Below are 6023 nucleotides of genomic sequence, written 5' to 3' on the forward strand. Positions count from 1 at the left end.
TTTTAGTTCGCGGCCGCCGTCTCAGCCGGTTGAGGGGGATCTCCACGCGCCGCTTTCTTGATCCATTCCGCAAGTTCATCCGGCTTCCATTCGTTGCCAATCAGAACATGTTGGATGCGTCCCGCCGGATTGACGACCACGGTGCGCAAGTTGTGGTTGAAGTTGATCGTTCCTCCTTCGCGGCTGAAGGCCAGTCCGAATTGCTCCGTGATCGCGTCGATGTCGATCAAGGCTCCGGTGGCGAACGACCAGTGCTTGGGTTCGTAGTTGTAGCGCCGGGCGTAGGTTTGAAGGACTTGAGGCGTGTCGTAGGCGGTGTCGAAAGTGATCGAGAGAAAGTGCGTGGAAGCCAGCAGATCAGGCTGCGCGCGAAGTTGCTGGTAGGTTTGATGGAAGTGTTCTGACATGCGCGGGCAGAACACAGGGAACGGGCAGCGGGTGAAGATAAACGTGAAGGCCAGGGTCTTGCCGCGAAAATCGGATAATCTGAAGCTTTTTCCCAGCTCGTTGGTGAACGGATAATCCGGCATGAGGTCGCCCACCTTCAAAGGTTCCACGTCCCGCACCCTTCGAAAACCGGGTTCCGGAGCGACGGCGTTGACTTGGTTTTCGCGAGAAATGACTTCCAGTTCGTCGATCCACCCATCGTCCTCGGTGACCCGGAGTTGAAATTTCACCCTGTCTCCGCTCGTCACGTCTTTCAGCAGCTCCGGATTCCTGACTTCAAAGGGCATCGTCATGGCTTGCATGTATCCGGGGATCTCATCGTGTTTGATGACGACGGTTTTGCCGTCCACCTTGACCTCACGCACGATTCCGGTGACCGAGTAAGCTTTGGCCTCCGCCACCTGGTTCGTGGCGGGCGAGGTCGTGGCGGCGGGGGGGGGCGGTGGGCTGCAGGCTGAGAGCGCAAGCGTGAGGATGCCGACGCCTGCCCAATGTTTCCAGAATCGCATGCACCCAATCTTGTCGAGGCGGGCGTGCAAGGCAAGCGGCTCGATTTCAGGGCCGTGTCCCCAAGGCAAGCGGCTCGATTTCAGGGCCGTGTCCCAACCTGCCGCACCCGTTCGATCTTGTGGATTGCCTCCCTCACTTGAAGTTGACGGTGGCTTTGGCGTCTTCCTTGTAACGGACCTCCCGGCTGCCGGTCACCTCCGTGCCTTTCAGGTATTGAGCGCGATTCAAGAGGGTGCCGTCCGGACGGAGTTCGTAGGTGGACCGAACTTCCGTGATGCCTTGGGTGCTGCCGAACACCTTCTCGACCGCGGTCAGGATCTTGTTGGTGAAGGTCATGGTTCCCACATTGTAGAAGCCCTCCGTGCTGAAGTAGTGGTATCGAATCTGTTGCTTCTCGGTGTCCCACACAATGAAACTTTCGCCTCCCTACAAACCGTCATTGATCGAATGCAGCACGCGAACGGCCTTGCCATTGAGGGCTCGCTCCCACTTGGCAATGTCGACGACGGGCTTCTCGGGGGTCGAGTCTTTGAACTCGCCCCGCCACGTTTTTCCGAGGAAAGGGCGGAGAACTTCGAGTTTTTCGTCGAGCGCGGCGGGTTCGGCCGAAAAAACCGCGAGGACGGCGAGGAAGGCGGCGAACAAGGTGGAGCATGGGCGGCAAGCGCGATGAAGTTTCATGGCGGACAGCTTAGATCAAATCGAAGCGCCTGGATTGGAAAAATGTTACCTTAGTCTGTCAGCGGGACAAAACGGGCGTCGGCCCCTGGAGATCGGAGGTAAGCCGAGGGCGTCATGCCCGAGAAGGACTGGAAATCGTGGATGAAATGGGCCTGATCGAAATATCCGCAAGCGGCCGCGAGGCCGGCTCCGTCAACCGGGAGACGGCGGTTTTGCATGTGAGCCAGAGCGAACTGAAATCGCTGCAACCGCGCAAAAGTTTTGGGGGTCAAACCGACGGATTGTTGAAATCGGCGGATGAAGTGTTTGTGACTGAAGCCCGACGCCTTCGCCAGTTCGACGATGGGGGGCGTCGGTCCGGCCGAGGCAAGGCGAAGCACCGTCGCCTGGACCGCCGGATCGAATCGCATTCCCTTCGCAAGGCGCTTTTGGAGGAATTCTTCCAGGATGTCGAAACGTCGAGCCAACATCGAGCATTCGAAGAGGCGTTCGCGAAGCTCCGTCCCTTCGGATGTCCAGAGTTGGTCGACTTCAACCAGTTGCCCGGCCAGTTCATCGGCGGGTCCAAGGAGGAAGGGGGCGAGGCCGCCGGGTTTGAAATGCGCGCCCATCATCGTGGCATGAGGCAGGACGTCGATGAGCGTCGGACGCGACAAGAGCCCGCAGATCCAAGCGCGCCGGACCGACTCCCGCCGGCGCGGATTCGCCGGATCGAATCGATGGCGGGGGGTGTCCTCGAATTGGATCACGAGATCGGCGCCGCCGTCGGGGAGCACGCATTCCCGGGTGTGGTCAAATCCTCCACCGGAGAACAACCACAGCCGATCGACGAACAGGCCCACGGGAGCCGCGGGATTTCGGCTGTGGAAGGTCATGGCGGCAGCGCGGCCGAGTCCGGAGTGCCTGCCGGAGAGGCGGCCTTAGTCTTCGGAGAATAGATACTCGAGGTCGTTGGTGGAAAGCGAGCGCGCGAATCCTTCTTCGCCGAGAACGTCGGCGATGGTCTGGGCCTTGCGCTGCTGGAGTTCCCAGATCTTTTCCTCGACGGTTCCGGGGGCGATCAACCGGTAGGCGTTGACCGTGCGGGTCTGGCCGATGCGGTGTGACCGGTCGATGGCCTGGGCCTCGACGGCAGGATTCCACCAGGGATCATACAGGACGACGTAGCTCGCGGTGGTGAGGTTCAAGCCGGTCCCCGCCGCGCGCAGGCTCAAGAGGAAGACCGAGGCGTTGGGATCATTCTGGAAGGCGTTGACGACGTCCTGCCTTTGCTTGGTCTCGCCCGTGAGGATATGCAAAGGAATTTCGCGCAATCGGCATTCCGTCTCGATGAGCTGGAGCATTTGCACGAACTGGCTGAAGATGAGGACCTTTTGTCCCTCGGCAAGCAGGGGTTCAAGCAGTTCGAGCAGGGTCTCGGTCTTGCCTGACGGCGAGGCGTTGCCTACGAGTTGTGGGTGGCAGCAGATTTGGCGCAGCCGGGTGAGGGCGGCCAGAACATGGATCTTGCTTCGCGCCAGGCCTTTTTCCGCCATGGTTTTGAACACCTGCTCCCGGCTGCGGCGCAGTTCGGCCAGGTACAATTTGCGCTGCTCGTCCCCGAGCACGCAGTCGCGGCGCTCTTCGATGCGGTCTGGCAGATCCTTGGCCACTTGCTTTTTCAAGCGCCGCAGCATGATGGGCCGGATGCGGGCGGAGAGGCGGCGGCGGGCAATCTTTTGCTGGAAATCGGCACCTTCGCCCTTGGGTTCATAGCGTTCGGCGAACTGGGCTTGGTTGCCGAGGTATTGAGGCTGGACGAAATCCACGATCGACCAGAGGTCGAGCAGTCGGTTCTCGAGCGGAGTGCCGGTGAGAGCCAGCTTGTGCTCCGCTTGCAGCTGTTTGACCGAGAGAGTGACTTGGGCGGTGGGATTCTTGATGTATTGGGCTTCGTCCAGAATGAGCGCCCGGAAATCGAATTTTTGAAGGCCCTCGAGATCACGCCGCAGCAGCGAATAATTGGTGACGATGAGATCGTGCTGGGGGATTTGCTTGCGCAGACTGTGCCGCGCGGCGCCGCTCTCGAGGACCAGGACTTTGAGCTCGGGGGTAAAACGCTCCGCTTCGCGCCGCCAGTTGTGAAGCACCGAGGCGGGGCAAATCACCAGGCAGGGTTTGTGTTTCTTGGGATTCTTGGCTTTCAGCCAGGCGAGCCAGGACAACGTTTGCAGTGTTTTTCCAAGGCCCATGTCATCGGCCAGGACGGCCCCGAGGTTCAATTCGGCGACATGGCAGAGGAAGTCGTATCCATCCTTTTGATACGGGCGCAAGTCCGCTTTGACCAACCCTGGCAGGTCTGTGGGTTCGATGCCGGAGAAGTCCTTGAGCCGGGCTCTCAGCTTCTTGACTTCTGGCTGGTCCCCAAACGGGATCAGGGTGCGCTCGTCCAATTGGCTCGCATTGACCAGAGCCGTGCGCTGCTCGTCCGGGCTGAGATTCTCCAAGCCTAGGTCGGCCATCGTTTCGTGCGCCGCCTGAACCGCGTCGGTGTCCAGTTCGAGCCAGCCGCTGTCGGGCAATTTGATGAACCGGCCGGTGGCGGATTGGAGTTGTTCCAGGTCCGCCCGGGTGAGCTTCATCCCTTCGACCTCCCATTCGGCGGACACCGCGAGCCAGTCGATGCCGCTGCCCTTCATGATCAGCTTGGGCTTGACCTTGCGCGGACTGAGGAAAAGCCGCTGGAAAGGGGGATTGCCGAGGAACTCGGCTTCGCGCGGACGGTCCATCCAGGTCATGGCGAGCGCGCTGAGGAAGGCTTCCGTGGCGTCGCCCACCCACAGCCCGGGTTCAGGAGTGAACCAATCGAGCCGTCGCAGCCAGTAAGTGGCGGCCTCCAACCGGGGATCGTCGAGGATCTCGGGTTTGTCGCCATTGACGCTTTTGCGCTGGTACTCCTGCCAATCGTGTCCGTTCCACTGCCATTGCGACCCGTCCCGTTCGCTTCTCGCGAGCAGGCGAAGCCGGATGATGTCGTCGGCCAGTTCGAACATGAATTGGGGCTTGGCCCGGTGAGACACGCAGTAGGCAGCCCATTTTTCGGAGGAGAAGCCGTCCTCTTTGCGGAGCTGGTTAAGGATCCGGTGATTGAGGCGGCGAATGGGAGTCATGGGCCGCTCGGCCCACTCTTGAAGCAAGCCCGGTGGCGGGGCGTTACGGATCAAGTAAATCGAATGGCCTACCAGTGCGAGCAGAGGCTGCCCGACAAAAAACTTAGCCTCGGTCAAGGAAAAGAACTGTTGCTGTCCTGAAAGCGCGAGGCGATGACCGAGGAATAATTCACCTTCATGGGTCAAGACTTCTGGAGCCACACGGAGAAGTTCCCCTGTGAATCGAAGGAATTGCTGCGGCTTGAGAAACTCGATTCGTTCGGAATTGCCCCATTGCGCCAGCCACAGCAGCAGGTCCCGGCCGGAGAGCAGGAGGGAATCCTGATCGGGAGCTTTGTCGCCAAGCAATTGTGCCAGCCATTGGATGAACACCCAATCGTCCTGGGAAAAAAGTTCCTGCTCATGGGCGGACCGGCTGTGGAGGTCCGTGATTTCGGCCAGTGACTTCGGTTGTTCTCCAGAGCGGGAACGGGAGAGGAGGACTTGGACCCGCAGGTGGTGCAGCGGAGGGTTTTCAGGATCGGGTTCGAGCGAGCCCACGACACGAAGGCCGGCGCGGGGGGAATCGAGATGGGTGGGCGGCGCGGGTGCCATCCACTGTTCCAGTTGTTTCAGAATGCGTGCCTCGGCTTCGGCGGCCTCGATGGCGGCGAATCGCTCGGTGTTGGCGTAGGAGAGCAGTTCGGTGGGTAGCGAGCGTTTTGACTTCAGGAACAAATAGGCGACCGACTCCAGCCTGGGGCGCCCCTTGTCATCCAACATTCGGGGCCACCAGTCTTCACCCAGGAAATCCTTTCGGGAAAGCGAGAGCTTTTCGAAGTAATCCTCAAGCAGCAGCCACGCACGCTGGGAATCGGCGCACGTCGCGAAATCCTGGAGGATCTGGCTTCGTTCGGCGACGGCCGCCTTGGAATCGGACAATTCCCGCCGGAGATCGGCGAGGGCGCCGTAGGTGCGGGAAAGCACGGAATGGTGGGCGTCGTAGCGCGCGGATGCGGCTGAACGGGTGGCTGGTGGAACGGTAGCGGTCGGTTTGGTTTTTCGGGCCATGATCCAGAGTTCGCGCGGGAACGCCCGCACAGAAGTTGATGTTCTCACCAAAAAGGGGGAGGGCGGTCAACTTGAATCGTGATCGCCCTGGATCATACCTCGCAAGAATTTGCAAGCATTCAGCGGCGGCGGGCGATTCGCCCGGTGCGAGTGCAAGTTGCCGGACCGCGCCGTTCACGGCGCTTC

The 6023-nt window shown here is 60.4% G+C and carries 5 protein-coding genes; all 5 read right to left on the minus strand.

Features of this window, described 5'->3' with window-relative positions; genetic code table 11:
- Window positions 1-2: 2 nt before the first annotated feature.
- Window positions 3-956 (minus strand): electron transporter SenC, encoded by a 954-nt coding sequence (locus tag FJ404_13930; GenBank protein MBM3823959.1) that lies wholly within the window; start codon window positions 954-956, stop codon window positions 3-5.
- 133 nt (window positions 957-1089) lie between these two features.
- Window positions 1090-1365: a hypothetical protein gene (locus FJ404_13935; GenBank protein ID MBM3823960.1), complete on the minus strand. Its 276-nt coding sequence runs from the start codon at window positions 1363-1365 to the stop codon at window positions 1090-1092.
- Between the two features lie 18 nt (window positions 1366-1383).
- Window positions 1384-1638: a hypothetical protein gene (locus tag FJ404_13940; protein ID MBM3823961.1), complete on the minus strand. Its 255-nt coding sequence runs from the start codon at window positions 1636-1638 to the stop codon at window positions 1384-1386.
- 50 nt (window positions 1639-1688) lie between these two features.
- On the minus strand, window positions 1689-2513 hold the full coding sequence (locus FJ404_13945; GenBank protein ID MBM3823962.1) for a helix-turn-helix domain-containing protein: 825 nt from the start codon (window positions 2511-2513) through the stop codon (window positions 1689-1691).
- A 45-nt stretch (window positions 2514-2558) separates the two neighbouring features.
- Complete coding sequence (locus FJ404_13950; GenBank protein MBM3823963.1) at window positions 2559-5837, minus strand: DEAD/DEAH box helicase; 3279 nt, start codon at window positions 5835-5837, stop codon at window positions 2559-2561.
- Window positions 5838-6023 lie beyond the last annotated feature (186 nt).

The sequence above is a fragment of the Verrucomicrobiota bacterium genome (genome assembly GCA_016871495.1).
Taxonomy (GTDB): domain Bacteria; phylum Verrucomicrobiota; class Verrucomicrobiia; order Limisphaerales; family VHDF01; genus VHDF01.

Bases quoted from the DNA above. Each gene is read 5' to 3' on its own strand.
- FJ404_13930 (MBM3823959.1), bottom strand. From the start codon at position 956: ATGCGATTCTGGAAACATTGGGCAGGCGTCGGCATCCTCACGCTTGCG.
- FJ404_13940 (MBM3823961.1), bottom strand. From the start codon at position 1,638: ATGAAACTTCATCGCGCTTGCCGCCCATGCTCCACCTTGTTCGCCGCC.
- FJ404_13945 (MBM3823962.1), bottom strand. From the start codon at position 2,513: ATGACCTTCCACAGCCGAAATCCCGCGGCTCCCGTGGGCCTGTTCGTC.
- FJ404_13950 (MBM3823963.1), bottom strand. From the start codon at position 5,837: ATGGCCCGAAAAACCAAACCGACCGCTACCGTTCCACCAGCCACCCGT.